General features: G+C 54.3%; 11 protein-coding genes. 2 read left to right on the forward strand and 9 right to left on the reverse strand.

Features of this window, described 5'->3' with window-relative positions; all coding sequences use genetic code 11:
- Window positions 1–13 precede the first annotated feature (13 nt).
- From HDF08_RS17970 to HDF08_RS18000, 7 genes are all read right to left on the reverse strand, one after another.
- Window positions 14–895 (reverse strand): GntR family transcriptional regulator, encoded by an 882-nt coding sequence (locus tag HDF08_RS17970; RefSeq protein ID WP_257031259.1) that lies wholly within the window; start codon window positions 893–895, stop codon window positions 14–16.
- A gap of 9 nt (window positions 896–904) precedes the next feature.
- On the reverse strand, window positions 905–4,435 hold the full coding sequence (locus HDF08_RS17975; RefSeq protein WP_179640074.1) for an outer membrane beta-barrel protein: 3,531 nt from the start codon (window positions 4,433–4,435) through the stop codon (window positions 905–907).
- Between the two features lie 146 nt (window positions 4,436–4,581).
- A complete protein-coding gene (locus HDF08_RS17980; protein ID WP_179640075.1) occupies window positions 4,582–7,101 on the reverse strand; it encodes a glycosyl hydrolase family 18 protein in 2,520 nt (839 codons plus the stop codon).
- A gap of 509 nt (window positions 7,102–7,610) precedes the next feature.
- The gene (locus HDF08_RS17985) at window positions 7,611–8,873 is read right to left on the reverse strand and encodes an ROK family transcriptional regulator (protein WP_179640076.1); all 1,263 of its coding nucleotides are present in this window, start codon (window positions 8,871–8,873) and stop codon (window positions 7,611–7,613) included.
- A gap of 248 nt (window positions 8,874–9,121) precedes the next feature.
- The gene (locus HDF08_RS17990; protein WP_179640077.1) at window positions 9,122–10,075 is read right to left on the reverse strand and encodes an alpha/beta hydrolase; all 954 of its coding nucleotides are present in this window, start codon (window positions 10,073–10,075) and stop codon (window positions 9,122–9,124) included.
- Between the two features lie 14 nt (window positions 10,076–10,089).
- Window positions 10,090–11,022 carry a carbohydrate kinase family protein gene (locus HDF08_RS17995; RefSeq protein WP_179640078.1) on the reverse strand — a complete coding sequence of 311 codons (933 nt, stop codon included), beginning with the start codon at window positions 11,020–11,022 and terminating at the stop codon, window positions 10,090–10,092.
- On the reverse strand, window positions 11,019–12,380 hold the full coding sequence (locus HDF08_RS18000) for an APC family permease (protein ID WP_179640079.1): 1,362 nt from the start codon (window positions 12,378–12,380) through the stop codon (window positions 11,019–11,021). Before HDF08_RS18000 ends, HDF08_RS17995 begins: the two co-directional genes overlap by 4 nt.
- A gap of 133 nt (window positions 12,381–12,513) precedes the next feature.
- Here HDF08_RS18000 and HDF08_RS18005 point away from each other — a divergent pair, with 133 nt between their 5' ends.
- The gene (locus HDF08_RS18005) at window positions 12,514–12,726 is read left to right on the forward strand and encodes a hypothetical protein (protein ID WP_179640080.1); all 213 of its coding nucleotides are present in this window, start codon (window positions 12,514–12,516) and stop codon (window positions 12,724–12,726) included.
- Between the two features lie 117 nt (window positions 12,727–12,843).
- The gene (locus HDF08_RS18010; RefSeq protein ID WP_179640081.1) at window positions 12,844–13,086 is read left to right on the forward strand and encodes a hypothetical protein; all 243 of its coding nucleotides are present in this window, start codon (window positions 12,844–12,846) and stop codon (window positions 13,084–13,086) included.
- Between the two features lie 19 nt (window positions 13,087–13,105).
- On the opposite strand, the gene HDF08_RS18015 is transcribed toward HDF08_RS18010, so the two are convergent.
- Window positions 13,106–15,787, reverse strand: coding sequence for a glycoside hydrolase family 2 protein (locus tag HDF08_RS18015; RefSeq protein WP_257031260.1), 2,682 nt, complete (start codon window positions 15,785–15,787; stop codon window positions 13,106–13,108).
- Window positions 15,788–15,900: 113 nt separating this feature from the next.
- The gene (locus HDF08_RS18020) at window positions 15,901–17,412 is read right to left on the reverse strand and encodes an efflux transporter outer membrane subunit (protein WP_179640082.1); all 1,512 of its coding nucleotides are present in this window, start codon (window positions 17,410–17,412) and stop codon (window positions 15,901–15,903) included.
- Between the last annotated feature and the right edge of the window lie 3 nt (window positions 17,413–17,415).

Raw genomic sequence — 17,415 nt, forward strand, 5'->3', positions numbered from 1 at the left:
TGCAATATATCCCCTACACAAAACATTTTTCTTCGTGAATTCTCTCACTTGTGGGGAGGGTCGCCGCCGGAATACGAATCAGGGCGCGATATCGATCTCCGCGATATCGTGAGACTGTCACTTCGATCGGCATCCGCTCCGCTGTAATCGTGTTTCTCGAGATTGACAACACACTCGTGTTTGCAGGAACGTCCAATAGCTCAGACTCTTCCCATGTTGCCGGCATAACTTCGATTGCTTCGGCCGCCCAGGCCACACGAACCCCAAACTGTTCACGAAGCGTATGGTAGAGCGACTGCTCAGCGAAGTTAGTCAGTTCGATACCCGGAAAGTGCCTGAGCGACACGTAGGTCTTCTCGACTGCCATGGGAGTTCCATCGGCTAGACGAAGGCGGCGAAGTATCATCACAGGCGCTCCGATTTGGACTTCCAGATCCTCAGCCAATTCGTTATCGGCATCAACGACTCTCTGCTCTAACACACGCGAGGATGGCACCCTGCCGCGCTGCATCGTCTCCTCCGTGAAACCTTGGAGCTGCGACAGTTGTTCCTCAACCTTGGACTTAGTAACAAAGGTGCCACGCCCTCTTTGGCTAAACGCATAGCCCCTAGCCTTCAGCCCTTGCAGAGCCTGCCGCGCCGTCACCCGACTTACCTGGTAGGCGCGCGCAAGCTCCCCCTCAGAAGCCAGAAGATCTCCCTTCCGTAACTCTCCTGAATGAATCTTCTCAATTAGTGCGCGCTGAATCTGGTAGTACAAGGGAACAAATCCGTTCTTGTCGAGCGACCGCACCGCTGAGGCTGTTTGAGACGGAGTTGTAGTCATATGCTCACAGTGTCTACTCGCAAAGGTGGACCAGACGTAAGCATCGCGCTGGTCCACCTTCACAACCATGTGTTCTTGTTAGAAGTACATCTTTCCGCTGAACTGCATGGTGCGCGGTATACGAGTGCTTGTGGCCTGTCCAAATTGGCTGTCTGCAATAGCGACATCTATGCCATTGAGTGTCGAACCCACACCTCCGCCGGTATTGCCGAAATTGGTGTGATTGAAGAGGTTGAATGCCTCAGCGCGCAACTGAAGATTGATAGTTTCAGTAAACCTAAAGTTCTTCAACAGACCCAAATCAATCCTTTCTGTACCTGGACTCAGGAAACTTCCAGGCGCAGCAGTACCGAAGTGGCCCTGGGCTGTAGCGAAGGAGCTGGTCGAGAACCATTGAGCCTGAGTTTTGATCATGTGAACTGGAGCCACCTGATCGGCACGAGGCACAATGTCAGCGTTCGGGCTGAAGATGCCCAGACCGCCCGGATAGGTTCCCGCGAATGGGTCAACTGCCTGAGTGACGGTAGTCGATACTCCGGTGTTGAAGGAGGTAATACCTGAGAGCTCCCAGCCGCCAAGCACATGTCCAGTAAGACCATGCTGCTGGCGGAAGAACGGCTCCTTGTAAACAAAGTTGGCAATGAAGATCTGCGGTTCATTCAGCCCAGAGGGACCGTAGTCCAGCTTCGGATCATAGGTATAGGTGTTTGCAGTGCCGCGGTCGTTGGTCTGGTCTGACAGATTCTTCGACCAGGTATAGGCGATGCCCAGTGTCAGGTCGCGCGTCGTCCGAAGATTCAGCGATACCTGTAGCGAGTTGTAGTTGGAGGTGAAGATGGGCAACCTTGTGTGAAAGTCCGAATAGCCCAAATAGGGGCGTATGTTGTTGAGAGGTGAGAGCGGATTGTCCACGCGGGTGGAGAGCGTCGGCTGGTTCAGATCCAGTTCGCCGAGTAGGTGTCTAGACTGCGAGCCAACATACGCGATCTCAAGGGTGGCTGTCGGGGCCAGCTGCTGTTGGACCGAGAGGTTGTAATCCGAATACGAGGGAACCTTGAAAGCGGGGCTTCCTGTTGTTGTCAGCGCGTTCGGTCCTAGTGCCGGAGGCGCAGCAGAACCAACTCCCGTCGGATTGTCAAACGACGCGTTGACCACTGTAGTCGTCTGCACCAGCGGCGGGTCTCCGAATGCATTCTGCTCCCAGATGCCGTTGAGCGTGCGATCGAAGAAGAGACCGAATCCGCCGCGCAAAACGGTCTTGCCGTCTCCAAAAGGAGAGTAGGCAAAGCCCACACGTGGTCCAAAGTTCCAGTTGTAGTTGGGGTTTACGTTGCTACCATAAGGAGAGCAGGTGACCTGCGCCGAGATGGCTTTGGCAGCTGCGCAGGCAGCGCCCTGGGGGAAGATCAACCCATTGGTGTAAGTCGCCGGCGTGAAGGCCTGCCCAGGCTTAAAGTTTCCGGTGTTGTCGAGAGCCGGGGCCAGAGTCGACTGGTACACCAGTGGATCGAAGTTGGTCAGAGTATTCTTCGCGTCGGAAGGCGAAGGGAATCGTGTCCAGCGAAGGCCCAGATTCATCGTTAGTCTGTGGCTCACCTTCCAGTCGTCCTGAACATAGGCTTCCGTATTCCAGAAGCGCAGGTCCGGCACGATGTCCCGATTGGCCTGCGTGTATTGATTCACGTTACCCAGCAGGAAGTCTCCCCAGCTATTGAAGGTGAAGCTGGGATTCCCCTCAGAGGCGTCCTCCGTCTTCAACAGTTGCTGAGCCGTTACGCCTGCGCGTAGGGTGTGATTCCCCAGAGTCACCGAGAAGTTGTCGAAGATATTGCGATCCAGGTTTCTTTCGAAATATGGAGCGCTGCCCTGCGAAACGCCTGTGACTGATCCGTCCAATATAGTCACGGTCGGAATGCGTCCGTAGGGGTCTGGGTTGGCCAGGTTGTTAGTCAGCGACGAGAGGATGGAAGATGAGTTTGCTGGACCGGAGAGCGCGCCTTTGATTGTTCCCTGCGAGTAGGCAAACTCTACCTCATTCACCATCTTCGGAGAGATCGTCCAGGTAAGATTGGCCACTACATTCTTGCCGGGAGCATTGATGCCCACATTCACCACTCCCGGGTAGTTGGTACCGCCCCAAAGCCCCAGAGGCTGATTGCTGGGAGCGTCATCCTGCATGCCGCGAGCGAAGAAATGCAGCTTGTCGTTAAAATAGTGGTCCACTCGAACCAGGTCTTGGCGGAAGTTGTTCAACGTAGAGAAAGACGAGATCTGGCTGCCACCGATAAAGCCGGTGTTGGTGTTGACTGCCGTGGCGTTGGCTTGGTTCTTACTGAAGATTTGCGAAAGATATACCTTGGTATTTGCGCTGAAGCAGGTGGGACTGATAGTGCCTGTGCCGCCCCCTACTACCGTATTCGGGTTAGGCGTCCAACCAGTTATGCAACCGGCGGGTGCGCTCGGCTCATTCGCAGCGTAAAACGAGCCGGCCAGTTGTGCCGCGGTAGGCGCCGCTACATTTTCCCCATTGGGACTCGTGATCTTACGCCATTCCTCCGACCAGAAAAAGAAGGTCTTCGTTTTGCCTGTGTTGTAGACGTGGGGAATATAGATTGGCCCACCCAGGGTAAAACCGAAGTTATTGTAGTGATCGGGTGCGCGTGGGAGGAGTGCTGCGGGGTTATTTTTGTTGAAGTAGGTGTTTGCATCGGTGTTCGCCGTGCGCACAAACTCGTAGGCCGAGCCATGGAACGAGCTAGTACCGGACCGAGTAGCTACCAGGACCTGGCCGCCGCCGCTGCGCCCAAAGCTCGCATCGTAGGAGCTTCTCTCCAGCGTAAACTCCTGGATCGCATCGACGCTGGGAATGTTAAGCAGCGTGGCGTTTGAACCGCTGTCGTTAACATCGGCGCCGTCCACCGACCAGTTGTTGGCTGTACTGCGTGCGCCGTTGATCGAAACGGCAGAAGTACTGTTGATCCCACCAAAGCCAGGCTGATCGCCGAGCAGGTTCACGACCCCTGGCTGTAGCGTAACCAACTGTTGAAAATTCCGATTGACCAGCTCTAGCTCGCGCAACTGCGTTCCGGAGATGGTCCCGGCCTGGGAACTGCTCTCCGTTTCGACCGCCACCGGATTATCCTCCACAGTCACGGTCTGGCTCTGCGAGCCGGCTTTCAGTTGGACATTCACGGTTCGTTTCTGTGCCACATTCAAGATGACGTTACGATCCGAAAACTTCTCGAAGCTCGAAACCGAGACGCTGATCGTATAGGTTCCGGCAGGAAGGTTGGTAGCGGTATAGTTGCCGGAGTCATTCGACTGCACCACGCGAGAGTTGCCGTCCACTCCATTGAGTGTGATGGTCACGATGGCATGCGGAATTACGGCGCCCGTGGTATCGGTAACTGTACCTGTAAAGGTTCCAGCCAGTTCTTGTGCGCTTGCGGCAGAAGGGAACGCAAACAACGCCAGCATCAAAAGTACAAATGACGCACCCTTCGCAAGACTTAACGCTTTTGCAAGGACAACCGGGACGAAGTTAACTCTTGTGACAGCTTTTGCAGTTCTTATTTTTGTCTGACAGTCCGAAGAACTTATCTCTCTCATATGCCTCTCCTTAAGGTGTTGCGCGTTCAATTCCGGTATTTACATCTTTATCGCTAATTCAAGTCAAGCTTCTGAGAAGAAGCCGGATGTTAGGAGGCGTCCTACCTTTAGCTTGGTAAGGACGCCCCAGTCATTCGTGACGATCTCTACGGATTGAGACCTGCAGCAAGCGATTTTACGATGGTTCCATTGGCATCGTCGTCTTTCACCGCCCACACATACCCGCCACCAAGACCATGTGCCTTGATGTAAGTTGCCTTCGCGGCTATTGAAGTAGCGTCGTCATAACTGAAGACTGTCTGTGTAGTTGGGTTGAACGCCGAAGTGGCTATTCTTGTGGAGTCGTAGCAAGCGGTGTACCCGTTGCTTAGAAGATTCTTGATCGTCCCATAAGTGGCTAGTCCGTTCGTCAGCAATGTGTCACATCCTGCTGCCGGCGAACTTTGGTTATTACCTGTTGAACAAACCCCGGCCCCATTGGCGTTAGGAACTGGAGAAACCGCAGTCGCGTTCTGATACTCGCCACAGTTTGTACTATTCAATCCCCCAGTCCACCCGGCACCATACGCCGGGAAGCCCATGGTGTATTTGTACGCCGGTACACCTTTTGCGAGGTAATAGTTTACCGTCGCATCAATCGTATTGCCGGTTCCATTCAAGGGATCGGCAGCATCGTCGTATATAGGGGATGCGTCGTTGGTTGCTAACTCCCAATCTCCGGCGTAGTTGTAGCCATCGATGGTGACGAAGTCCGATTGAGCGAATGTCCCTGGGATATCGATCGTATCGAAGCCGCCCGGGTTGTTCGCGTCTGAGGGACCGGCGGGCGCATCGAAGGTCAATTGATATGTCTTACCGGTGGTTGCCGATAGGGCGGTCAGTTGCCTGCGGAACTCTGTCAATAATGCAGTAAAGTTAGTCGTGTCCGTCGGCGTCGGGAACTCCCAATCGATATTAATGCCATCGAACAGGCCCGGAGCGGTGATCCCTGAGGCGATATTGCCTTGAATGAAGATATTGATGCACGAGCTGGCTAGCGCTGTGCGTCCCGCTGCAGTGCTGGCGGCAGTCGTGAAGGCAGTCACCGCGGCAGCGTTTGCACCGCCTATGGAGATGATCGTCTTTAGGTTGGGATGGGCCGCTTTAAGTTGTTGGATTGCGCCAAAGTTTCCATAGACACCTCCGGCTCCGCTGTATGGTCCAGTGACCTGAGGCACACCCAACTTCTGATAGTCGGCATAGGAATCAGCGATGACGCATGCCGCGGTCGCAGAGGTTGGTGCTGTCAAACCGCTGAAAGCGTAAAAAAGATGCGTCAGTTTGTCGGCCACACCATTGGTCTGCATGTTCGCAATGTTGTAGCCGGCGTAATAGATGCTCCACTCTTCAAACCACCCGCCAACGATCAACGTGCTTGGTGCGGTCGTTGTAACGTTTACCGAAGTTCCGGGCGACGTACCGGCATAGTCAGTAGCGGCTACTGTGAAGGTATAAGTGGTGGATGGAGCCAACCCGCTCTCAACATCGGATGCAGTCGTTGAAGTTAGAGTGGACGGTCCTCCCGATATCGAGTAGCTGACAGTGCAGCCGGATGGAGCAGATACTGCTGTCCAACTAATATTTGCAGTTGAGGAAGTTGCACCTGAAGCCGTCAACCCTGTTGGCGCGCTGGGTTTAGTCGTGCAGGAGCTTGCAGATGTCTTCACATTGAGAGCGGAGCTCGCTGCTGAAGTGCCAGCAGAGTCGGTCGCCTCCACCGTGAAGCTGTAAGTCGTCGAAGGAGTTAGGCCACTAACTGCATCGGATGGCGTGGTCGGGGTTGCGATGGAGGTTCCACCCTGCAGTACCTTATAGCTAACAGTGCACCCTGTGGGAGTGGTGTCCGCTGTCCAACTTAGGTTCGTGCCGGAGCTGGTTGTCCCTGAAGCCGCCAATCCAGTTGGGACACTGGGCACAGTTGTGCAACTCGAACAGGCTCCTGTTGCAGTCCAGGGCAGCCCACTGCCGGCGCCACCGCTGTTGGTCGCCGGACTCTGGTTCTGTGTCCAATAGTTAGCGACATAGTTTTGCCCTCCCAGGCTCGCTGTCATTCCCGCAGTGTAGACAGCAGTGGCGCTCCACGCTGTACCGCACGTGCCTCCGCCACCGCCGGACCCTGCCAGAGTCGTTACGTTCACTGCAGGGCTGGCGGCTGATGTGCCGGCGGCATCTGTCGCTTCGATGGCGAAGCTGTATGTGGTTGAAGCGGAAAGGCCAGTTACAGCATCGGATGTTGTCGTCGGCGCCGCAATAGAGGTTGCCCCCTGCAATACTTTGTAACTAACGCTGCAGCCGGTGGGGGAGGTGACTGCAGACCAACTAAGATTCGTGCTGGAACTAGTGGTTCCAGAAGCTGTTAGACCTGTAGGAGTGCTGGGTATCGTTGTACAGGAGCTACCGCTGCCGACCTTTTGCCAAAGGGCTGGAGCGTCGATGGGATCCCAACCTGCTTCGGAGACATTAGCTTGGAGCGCTTGGTATTCGACACCTTGATACATCACCAGCGAACCAACAGAGTAAGACACACCGACCGCCCAATTGGGAATGCTCTGGGCGGAGGCCCTGGTGGGCAACAAGGGCATGATCAGGCTGAGGAGCAGGAATAAGGGGAGAACAGCGCGTTTCATGGAATCTCCTTGAACTCGATGGGCAGGTTGCAGCCGCCCGCGGTTGAAAGTTGGGAACTCGGATAGAGTCGCATCAGATCACTCTCGGCAAGACCTGGTAAGCGGCACCGTGATAAAGCATCGAGCGAACAGGATAGGAGAGAGGATCCATGATGCGATCCAAGTGCACATGACGCAGCCAATCAGGATTACGGGGAGTAAGCGCTTCGACGTTCGTTGACATTCGAAACCTCCATCGATGCGTCGATAGACAGAATGGGCCAACCAGAAAGTGTTACCCACAAAAGAGATCTGCTTATGACGACGCGTCGACTCGAAATGCGACTTTAATTCTTAGGCTCAAAAAGATACTTACGAACCTATCATTACAATGTTGGAATGGTCAACAAGGATTTCAAACTTAAAACCTGCTCTTTTTCTCTACGAGGAGATCAGCCGGGGGATGGAAACAACCAGAAGAGGAATATCCAGCAATCTAACTAGTTTTCTGCATCTCATCCCCGTTCGATTCAGTAGCGATATAGATTCTGTTCTGCATCTCTCATTGCGACAGCGATGGCACCCCATACGACCGCCGAACTTCCCAGGCTGCTCGGGAGCACCCTGGCGACCGCCACTTCACTCTTGCGGAGCATCTCCACTGTCGGTTCGAGCAGCGCCGGATGGGCGCCAAGATCGCCTCCGAATACAAAAAGGCTGGGATTCAGAGTTAAAGAGAGATTCAGAACCACGTCCTTAAGAAGGCGGGCGCGCTGGTGAACGATCTTCTGTGCAACTGAGTTTCCTTCTAACGCAAGGTCAAGCACGCTACTTGCCTTACGTACCTTCGACGGCACTCCAGCCTTATGACTTACTGCATTCCAGCTTCTCAGAATGCCAGGAGCGCCCAGTACCTGCTCGAGGCGGCCGAATTCGTACAACGAAGGCTGCATGCTGGCAATATTGGGGATACGAAGATAACCTATCTCACCAGCCGACCAACTTGATCCGTGCACAATCCTGCCATTTACAAATATCCCCGCGCCTACGCCCGCACCAACGGTCACGAAAATAAAGCTCTCTTCGGATTGGGCAATCCCGCGAAAGTGTTCGCCAATTGCAGCAAGGTTCGTATCGTTCTCAACAAACAGAGCACAGGAAAACTGCTCTTTCAGCAGCTCCAGAAGAGGAACATCTCTCCAGGTGTCTGAGCCGCTGACAGAGATGACAATCCCGTCTCTAACATTGGTGATTCCCGCCACACCAACTGTCATCGCTAGTAATTTTTTCCATGGCAGACCACGTCTCTGCATTAATTCCTTCAGAGAGACGCGCAACACCTCAATCACAGCGCTTGGGTTGCGGGCTTCCTTCGCAAGAGGTTCATATTGCTCCTCGAGAAGAGTTCCGTTCAGGTCAGTCAGTAGTACGCGAAACGAATCAGCCGCGATATCCACGCCTGCGAGATACCCATAGTCAGCTTTGAAGCGAAGGTTGTCTGGTCGGCGCCCTCCACTCGAAGCACCTTCCCCGATCCACTCAATAAGCCCCATGTCGTTGAGATCAGAGACGACGTTCGCAACCGTTGGTGCACTCATGCCGGTTTCACGTGCAATATCTGCACGTGAGGAGTGGCCTAGCTTCTTCAACAGCATCAAAATTGTGCGCGCATTCGTCTGACGCATTAATGCTGGATTACCTATCAGCAACCGGCTCTTACTCATTACACCGCCTTGTTCGATCTTGGAAGAGACTTCCGTCCTTCCGACATAAGGTAATAACAACTGGTCCACCAATCAGCCCTATCAGCAACAAGACTTCGTGCGGTTTGGCCAGGCTCCAGTTCAACGTCATATTTTCTCATCGAGCTTATGATCCAGATAACCTATACGATGCTTCCAAATCGATCTCTTGACGTTTCCTAATAGTTCGCGAGAACCACATGCGATTCAGAGTCTTTCTTTGACCATCAGGGATAAAGATAAGGACGATCCAGCCACCCCCGCCTGAGCGCATTTCTGAAAGCTCCCCCTAAATAGACTCAAAACTGCTCCGATTTGCGTGAAAACACACCACGCAGCACCTCGACCTGCTCTTTCAGCAACCGTTTTGAGATCGCAGCGGACGGAATACTCGCGAAGCCATGAGGAATCGATGGCACCAGATGAAGTTCAACGGCCACTCCGGCTTCTGTGAGACGACGTGCATAGTCAAGACCTTCATCGCGCAACGGATCAAGGCCCGCGCAGAGAACGTATGAAGTGGGCAGATCCGATAAATCCTTCGCTCGTGCCGGAGCTGCATAGGGCGAAATATTATGTGCGTGTTCACCCAGGTACCAGCGCCACATAACTTCTGCCTCAGATCTGCCAAAGTCAGGAACGTCCGTAAACTGGCGTGCTGACAGAGTCTCAAGACGGTCATCCAGTGCCGGAATCAATAGCATCTGAAAGCAGATCTTCGGCCCGGTGCGATCGCGGGCAAGAAGTGAGACCGCGGCGGCAAGATTCGCGCCCGCACTCGAACCTCCAACAGCGAGAAAGTCTCGATCGAGATTCAGATCGCGACTTTTGCTCCAAAGAAACTCAAGCACCCGATAACAGTCGGTAAGGGCAGCAGGAAACGGCTCCTCGGGTGCGAGTCTGTAGGCAACACATACAACAGCGCACCCTGCGTTCAGAGCGTAATGGGCACATTGTGACTCTTCAGAAAAAAGGTCACCGCAAAAAAACCCACCACCATGAAAGTAAAGCAGGACAGGTAACGCACTTATCACATTTTTTCTGCGATAGATCCGCACGGGTATCTGCGCCTTCTCTTCCTCAGAAAGACGAACATCGTAGTCTGTAATTTCAAGATCATAATCTGATGGCAACGGCCGCGTTTCCAGCCGCGCAGCAGAGAGCGCTTCACGCGCGACGTTAGCATTACGAAGAACCGCTCTCGGTTCCTTGGCAAGTGGCGCGAACGCAGGATCCATCAGCAGGTTCGACATTCGTTCTCCACGGATCAAAAGATAGATTTTTCCAGCACGTCATCCAGTATCTCTTCGCGGAAAGGCAAAGCGGTGAGTGCGCCGCGGGCACGGGTAGAAAGAGACCCGCAAACACACGCCCTCCGTAGTTGCTCCTCCAGATCGGCCTCGGATAACCATGCATCGATGAACCCCGCATCAAAAGCATCACCCGCGCCGGTAGTATCTACAACTTGAACATTGGGCGGCTCCATCGCGTACAGGCGATCATTCTGAAGAGCGACTGCCCCCCGGGACCCTAACTTGATAACCGTGTGCTCCAACCCTAACTCAGCACATGCACGCAACATCTGCTCCGGCGTCGTGCGCCCCGTCAGCAACTGCGCTTCGCTTTCATTCGGCAAAAATATGTCTACCATGCGTAATACATCAAGATTGTCAGAGTTCAGAAACCAATCCTTACGCCACCCAGGATCAATAGAAAGAGTGCAACCGGCGTTTCGTAGAGAAGGCAGCAATACTCTTGCAAACCCCACTTCAAGCGGCATCGCAAAGTGAATATGCTGAGCCATGGAAAGAGCGGCAATGGTCTCAGGCAAAACTACAAACTCTTCCAGAACTCTATTTGCCCCTGCATAGCTTAAAAAGCTGCGATCCACTGTTGTCGACATACTTATAGTAAGCGCATTGGGCAATTCGGAGGAGCGAGCATGTTCGGCGTGTACTCCAAACGAACTAAGCCTCGACCGAAGCCACGCCTCTTCATCTTCTCCAAACACTCCAAAGATGGAAGTGTGATGTCCCAGACGAGCCAGAGCACATGCCGTGTTGACAGTCCCGCCTCCAGCCTCACGGTGATACTGCTCCGCGAATACCTCTTCTCCCGGCAACGGAACGTGATCGAAATCAGTGAAGATATGGTCTACAAACACTTCACCTGCAACGGCAATATTCCTGCTCTTAGTCATATGATTTCAAAAGGCCATCTTTGTTCATGGCGTGATTTATAGAGAAAAACTGTTACTCCTACCAACGTCATCGCAAAAGCGGTGAGTATATTTCTCGCCCCGCTGGAGATAAGAATAAAAAGCCATCCCACAAAAGCGATCACTGCCGGCAAAGGATAGAGCGGCATAAGAAACGTGGCGTTGTTTTCTTTAGTATGGCGGCGACGTAGTAGAACTACGGCGACACACTGAGCAAGAAACTGGACCATCGTCTGGATGACAATTACAAGGCTGATGAGCGTACTGAGGCTGAGCATACAAGCGCAAGCAGAGAGAATGCCTAAGATAACCAGCGAGAAATGTGGAAAGTCTTTCGTCGGATGCAGCTTTGCAAAGACACTGAAAAACTCCCCTTGTTTTGCGGCAGCAAATGGAATGCGCGAGTAACCAAGCAGAATCGCAAATACTGATGCAAATGAAGCAACCAGGATAAGCACATCGGCCACTCTAGCAGCCTTGACACTGTAGACCGTCTGCATGAAGTCCGCTACGATCGCACTTGAATGCATGCTTTGCTGAACTGGTAATACACCTAGAATGGCCAGGCTCATTGCAATGTAAAGAATAGCTACCAGGAGGATGGAGACGATAATTGAGTAGGGAATCGTGCGTTCGGGGCGCTTCAGTTCACCGCCGATCAGGCAGACGTTATAGTAACCGGCATAATCGTAGACAGCTATCAAAGTCGCGGCACCCACGCCCTTCCAAAAGGCGCCATCTAAGACCGGATACCCACCACTGATCTGCGCTCTGAGAGCAGACGGAATGTGCTCCGCTCCACCAATGATTATCCAGACGATCGTTCCGACAACTAATATCCAGAGACCAATCGAGATTGCGCTGATCGTAGTAATTCTGCGATAAAGCAATATCACGTTGATAAGACAGACAGCCATTGCCAACGCGCAAAGGCCCGCATCGTGAACGGAAGGCCAGAGGTAATGAAAATACTGTGAGAACCCTACCGCGCCCGAGGCGATAAGAAGCGGCGCAGTAAGTACAGAGGACCAAAGAACAAGAAAGCTTGCCGCCCTGCCATAAGACTCGGCTCCAAATGCATGTCGCAAGTAGAAGTAAGGACCGCCAGAGTAAGGCATCGCAGCTCCTAACTCTGCCCACACAAGACCATCGCACAATGAGATTGCCGCACCCAGAATCCACGCCAGCAAAACCTTTGAGCCATGCACTGCGACCAGGATAAGAGGAATACTCAGAAACGGGCCCACGCCTATCATGTTGAGCATGTTAGAGGTGCAGGCTCCGAGGATCCCCATCCCGCGACTTGAATCCTCCTCTACACCTGCTAGATTGACCTGCATCAGAGGCTCCGAGTCACCATAAATGATATTGACGAGTATCGGGCAGTGGAGATTCTTTGTCAATAGTCGTTAATAAGTTCCTTAGTATAGGCGTCTTCCTGAAGCTTATGCCACCGGCATCCGTTCGGTAGGCATGAGCATCGCTCTCGTCATCATCGACACCTGCTGTCCTCTTCCTGCCTGTCGTCCTCGGTACGGCTACTCCACAATGTTCTTTGTCTTTGCTGCCTTCACCGTTATCTACTTCCTCACGGCAATCTTCCTCCTGCCGAACCAAAGGCAAAACTCTGGAAGAGATCGAGCAGCACTTGAAGGAATAACAAAATATAGCCGCAACATTGCGTAGCGACTCCGGCGCAATCAAGGCGACCTTCGCAATCATTATTCAGCCGATTGTCTCTCCAAACCCGGCTTCGGCCTTTGTCGTATTCTCGTAGTCAGAACACATGGTCAAGGAGGACACATGTCTGAAGAGGATTTGAGAGCAGAGCTCGAACGCTTGCGAGCAGAGAACGATCAACTGAAGAACAAGAGTGTGCGTGGACTGAGTCTCAAGGTCAGCGAAAAGGGTGGGTTGTCCCTCTATGGAGTCGGTAGATTTCCCGTCACTCTGTACAAGGAGCAGTGGCGCAAGATCCTCGCAATGGCATCCGAGATCGAGGACTTCATCGTAAAGAACGACAGCCTGCTCAAGACCAAAGAGTAGGCGCGTCTTCAGCCGCGGCTCACCGGGCCCCTTCCGTGGGCAACCCGGTGAGCCGCCAGTGATCCACCAAAGCTCCCACGTTAGCTTCAACACCAGCCCCCGCTGAAGTAGCGGAGGTCACTCCAACATTCCATCCATCCAAAACGACCAGGGCGTCCTCTCCCTTTAGATCCGCGGTCGCAGCTTCAATCGTGATCGTCCTCGTCTCGTTCGGCAACAGAGACACGTAGTTGTCGCTGTAATAAACGGGCAGCACTCGTTCTCCCGAGCGCTTGCGCCGCAGTTGCAGGTGAGTCATCAGCGCAATGTCTTTCCCTGTATTTTGCAGCGTCACAGTAACGAAGACCTTGTCCTCCGCATCGCGGCGAATCACCGACGCTCCAAGCGTCACCACAGGCAAGCTGCCCAACGCTTTAAGATCATCCTGATGCTCCGGCAGCGCACGCCAGTAAAAGTTCTCCGAGATCAGCTTCCCTGTTGCATCACGCAGCTCAAGCTTCACGAAGTGAACCGCCGAAAGCGTTGAAGGCCACTCCACGCTTCCGAGCGTCGTTGCCAGGCTCGGTGCAGCCGACACGTCAAAGTCGTGTTGATACTGCACTACCCCATCCAGGTTGTAGATCGCCAGGTGAGCATGCGCACTCTCCAGCGGAGTATCCAGATTGTTGATCACCTGGACCTCGCCATTCGCCTCATTCAGTTGAATATGAACCGGCTCGGCCGCCTTCTTCACCGCGAACAGCGCTGAGTTCGGCTCCAGATCATGGTGGTAAAGCTGCCACACAAAGCTGGGTTGAGCAGGATTACTCATCCATGTAATCACGCCCGTTGTCGGATGGAACAGCTTCGCATTGCGGCCTTCATACATCGCGCGAAACGCCTCATAGTTCGCCAGCTGCGACTTCCGCACAAAGTCCGCAAGATTCGCCACCTTGCCGTACCTGTCCGCAATCATCGCCGGATATTTGTCGCCATCCGCCGCGCCCTTGGCAAAGTCATGCTGCGCCCAGTCGTCGTTGATCGTCTCCCAATCCTTCTCCGGCATCATGCCATGAATCGACTCCAGCGTCGGCACCGACATGCTTCCAATCTCTGTCTTGAACGCCTCGTCATACACATAGAACTCACGCGGCGTCCTCCAGTGATACGGCCCATGCGAGTTGACCCCGCGCCCATCAGCCGAGTTCGCCTGGTACAACCTCGTCGGCTCCAGCTCAGTCATCAAAACGCGCAGCGCATCATCAATCTTCTTCGGCGGATATCCTTCATTCCGTGCACACCACAAAACAATCGCGGCATGATTGCGAAACCGAAGAATCTTGTCGCGCACATTCGCCATGTACGTATCAAAATCATCTGGATCAGGCCCATCCGAAGGATTCGGCTGAAAAAACTCATCCCACACCAGAATCCCATATTTGTCGCACAGCTCATAAAAATCTTCGCTCGTACTCTGTCCCACCCAATTGCGAATCAGGTTGAGATTCGCAATCTGGTGCATCCGAATCTGCGCCTCCAGCCGCTCCCGCGGATTGCGCTTCATCGCTTCATCCAGCCCCCAGTTCCCTCCGCGAATAAACACCCGAACCCCATTTACCGAGATCGTCAGGTTCTCCGAATCAGGCACAGCATACGTAAACTTGCGAACGCCGAAGCTCACATCTTTGTCGTCCGAAGTCTTCCCATCCACCTCAAAACTCAAGTGCAGCGTGTACATATTCTGCGGCCCATACCCATTCGGCCACCACAGCTTCGGATGATCCACATGCATCGCCGGCGTATTCTTCGGATCGACTGTAACCGTCTGTGAACTATGCGCCGCCACCTCCACGCTCTGTTCGAACGTTACATCCCCAAAGCTTCCCTTCAGCACGCCCTTCTGCGGCGCATCCGTTACATTCTCCACTCGCGCCTGCACTGAAACATTAGCCGTATCCGTCTTAGGCAAAGGAAGATCCGTCGTCACCAGCGGATCTTTAATCACCACCGGCCCACTCGCCGAGAGAAAAACCTTCTGCCAGATTCCCGTATCCCGATCCCTTATCGCCGGAATCCAGTCCCACCCAATCGTCGAAAGAAACGTCGGCCCATCAATCGCGGTGATGCCGCCATTCTTGCCCACACCATCCCGAATCGTATGTTCATGCGGCACGCCCGGATGAGGCTGCGGCGACACCAGCACCGCCAGAACCGCCCTCTTACCCGGCTTCACCACGGTCGAGATATCGAAGATCCCCCGCTTGAACGCGCCCTTCATCGTGCCAGCCTGCGTCCCATTCACCCACACCTGTGCTGAAAAATTGATTCCTTCCAGGTTCAGCCACACATGCCTCCCCGCGTACGTCTTCGGCACCTCAAAGACCGTGCGATACCAGTACTGCGTGCGCGCAAGGCTGTCGGGAATCTTGTCGGGACGGCTATTCTCCCCATACAAAGGCTCCGGGTAGGCGCCTGCATTCACCAGGCTCGTCAGCACCGTCCCAGGCACCGTCGCGGAGTACCACCCCTGCGGTTTAAACTTTGCCGAAGCGATCGCATTCCCGGCCTGCGTCACCTTCGCCGCATCCTGCAGCTGCCAGCCAGCCGACAGAGTCACACTCTCAGGAACTGATGAGCTAGCTGCCAAAGCCACCGAACCCAACCCCACCGAACCTGCAACAAACGACAGCACCAACGCCGATCCCCAGACTCTCATTCGCATTCAACCCGCACCTTTGATCGTGACGATCGGAATTTTCGAACGCGAAGACCGCCCCGCGCCTGACATAGAAAACCCTACACGATCATCAAGCAAAGGTCACACCTGCGGCCTCACTATTGAGTTGTCGTCTCTGCCTTCGTCAGCTTCTTCGAGACCTGCGCCGGGGTAGGCAACTGCGATCGATCCCACCCTCCGCCCAGCGCCTCAATCAACTGCACCGAGGCCGTCATCTCCTGCACTCGTAGAGACGCGACCGACTGCCTATCCGTCAGTAGCGTCGTCTGCGCTGTCACCACGTTCACGTAAGGATCGATGCCCGTCTGATACCGCGCCGTCTGGAGCGTCACAAACTCCTCCGCCGACTTCACCGCCTCTTGCTGCTGTAACTGCTGCTGCGAAAGAATACGCACGGAAGCAAGCGCATCCTCCACCTGCTGAAATCCCGTAAGAACAGTCTGCCGATAGCTCGCAACATCGGCGTTATAGACCTCCACAAACTGATTCACCGTTGCCCTTCGCAGCCCGGCGTCGAAGACCGTCTCGCTCACCGTCGGCCCTATCGACCAGAACCGGCTCGGCCAATCAAGAAGATGCTTGAAGGTCGAGCTCTCAAATCCACCCGAAGCGCTCAACGTTAGATTCGGATAGTACGCCGCCGTCGCAATACCAATCTGCGCATTCGCCGACGCCATATTTCGCTCCGAAGCAGCAATATCAGGCCGCCTCTCCAGCAGCGCCGACGGCAACCCAATCGGTATCGGTGGAGGAGTCACACTCGAAGCCCTCACCGGAATAGAAAAGTCGGACGCATTGGCGCCCACCAGCAGCGCAATCGCATGCTCATACTGCGCGCGCGCCACCCCAAGATTGATCGCCTGCGACTGCACATTCTGCAGTGTATTCTGCGCCTCCACCACCGAAATCCGGTCGCCAACGCCGGTCTCGTACTGCGCCTGCGTCAACTCCAGTGCCTTCTTATCCGCTTCCACCGTGTCGTTCAGAATTGCCTGCAGCGCATCCTGACCTCGTATCTCAAAGAAAAACGTGGCAAGGCTCGCCTGTTCGGTCAGCTTCTCATTCTCAAGATCGGCAGCGCTCAACTGTGCGTTGTACTGCTGCTCGTGAATCGTGCTGCGAACTCTGCCCCAAACATCCGGCTCCCACGAAACTGAAAGCGGCAGAGAGCCAACAGAGTTCGTTGAGCCCGTGTTGGCTTGCGACGAACGCCCAAGATTCGCTGAAGATTTGGAGCGGGTATACGAAGGTCCTACGGACGCAGTCGGATAAAGCTGCGAGCGTGCCTGTGCAACCAGCGTGCGCGCCTCCATAAAGTTCGCAAAGAACTGCTTGATGTTCTGGTTATCGATGTTCAACCGCTCTTCCAGCGCATTCAGCTCCGGATCGCCATAGATCTCCCACCACTTTCCATGCAGCATCGCATCCTGAGGCTGTGCCACCTTCCAGCCATCCGTATCCTGAAATTGTGTCGGCGACTCCTTATACGTCGCCGGCGGCGCCTGCGCAACGGCCGGAGGCGTGTGGTACTTAGGCCCCACCATGCATCCGGCCAACAAAAGCGCCGTGGCTGTCGGGCAAATCGCGATGGTCCATCGAAGGTTCGTCATAGA

Source organism: Tunturiibacter empetritectus, assembly GCF_013410875.1.
GTDB classification, from domain to species: domain Bacteria; phylum Acidobacteriota; class Terriglobia; order Terriglobales; family Acidobacteriaceae; genus Edaphobacter; species Edaphobacter empetritectus.

Coding starts and splice junctions, on each gene's coding strand:
- HDF08_RS17970 (WP_257031259.1), bottom strand. CDS start 895: ATGGTTGTGAAGGTGGACCAGCGCGATGCTTACGTCTGGTCCACCTTT.
- HDF08_RS17975 (WP_179640074.1), bottom strand. CDS start 4,435: ATGAGAGAGATAAGTTCTTCGGACTGTCAGACAAAAATAAGAACTGCA.
- HDF08_RS17980 (WP_179640075.1), bottom strand. CDS start 7,101: ATGAAACGCGCTGTTCTCCCCTTATTCCTGCTCCTCAGCCTGATCATG.
- HDF08_RS17990 (WP_179640077.1), bottom strand. CDS start 10,075: ATGTCGAACCTGCTGATGGATCCTGCGTTCGCGCCACTTGCCAAGGAA.
- HDF08_RS17995 (WP_179640078.1), bottom strand. CDS start 11,022: ATGACTAAGAGCAGGAATATTGCCGTTGCAGGTGAAGTGTTTGTAGAC.
- HDF08_RS18000 (WP_179640079.1), bottom strand. CDS start 12,380: ATGCAGGTCAATCTAGCAGGTGTAGAGGAGGATTCAAGTCGCGGGATG.
- HDF08_RS18005 (WP_179640080.1), top strand. CDS start 12,514: ATGAGCATCGCTCTCGTCATCATCGACACCTGCTGTCCTCTTCCTGCC.
- HDF08_RS18010 (WP_179640081.1), top strand. CDS start 12,844: ATGTCTGAAGAGGATTTGAGAGCAGAGCTCGAACGCTTGCGAGCAGAG.
- HDF08_RS18015 (WP_257031260.1), bottom strand. CDS start 15,787: ATGCGAATGAGAGTCTGGGGATCGGCGTTGGTGCTGTCGTTTGTTGCA.
- HDF08_RS18020 (WP_179640082.1), bottom strand. CDS start 17,412: ATGACGAACCTTCGATGGACCATCGCGATTTGCCCGACAGCCACGGCG.